The following is a 241-nucleotide window of genomic DNA, read 5'->3' on the forward strand; positions in this document are numbered from 1 at the left end:
AAGACAAGTTACAAATGCTAAACATGATCAGGTAAACCGATATAAGCAAAAAACAGAATATCATAAGCAAGAATATGAGCGTGAGAGCCAAAAATTAAGCCATATACAACAAAAAAGCAGGGAGTTGATAGAACAATACCAAAAATCATTAGAAACGCTTAAAAAGCCTTTAAACGTCCAATATGAACATGAAACTGAAAAAGTAGGTGGATTATTCAACAAAGAAATACAAGAAACAGGC

1 pseudogene is annotated in these 241 nt (G+C 32.4%); it reads left to right on the forward strand.

Annotated elements, in window-relative coordinates:
- A pseudogene (locus SH09_RS16245) lies at window positions 1–241 on the forward strand (MobV family relaxase); the annotation flags it as partial.

The sequence above is a fragment of the Staphylococcus gallinarum genome, assembly GCF_000875895.1.
Classification (GTDB): domain Bacteria; phylum Bacillota; class Bacilli; order Staphylococcales; family Staphylococcaceae; genus Staphylococcus; species Staphylococcus gallinarum.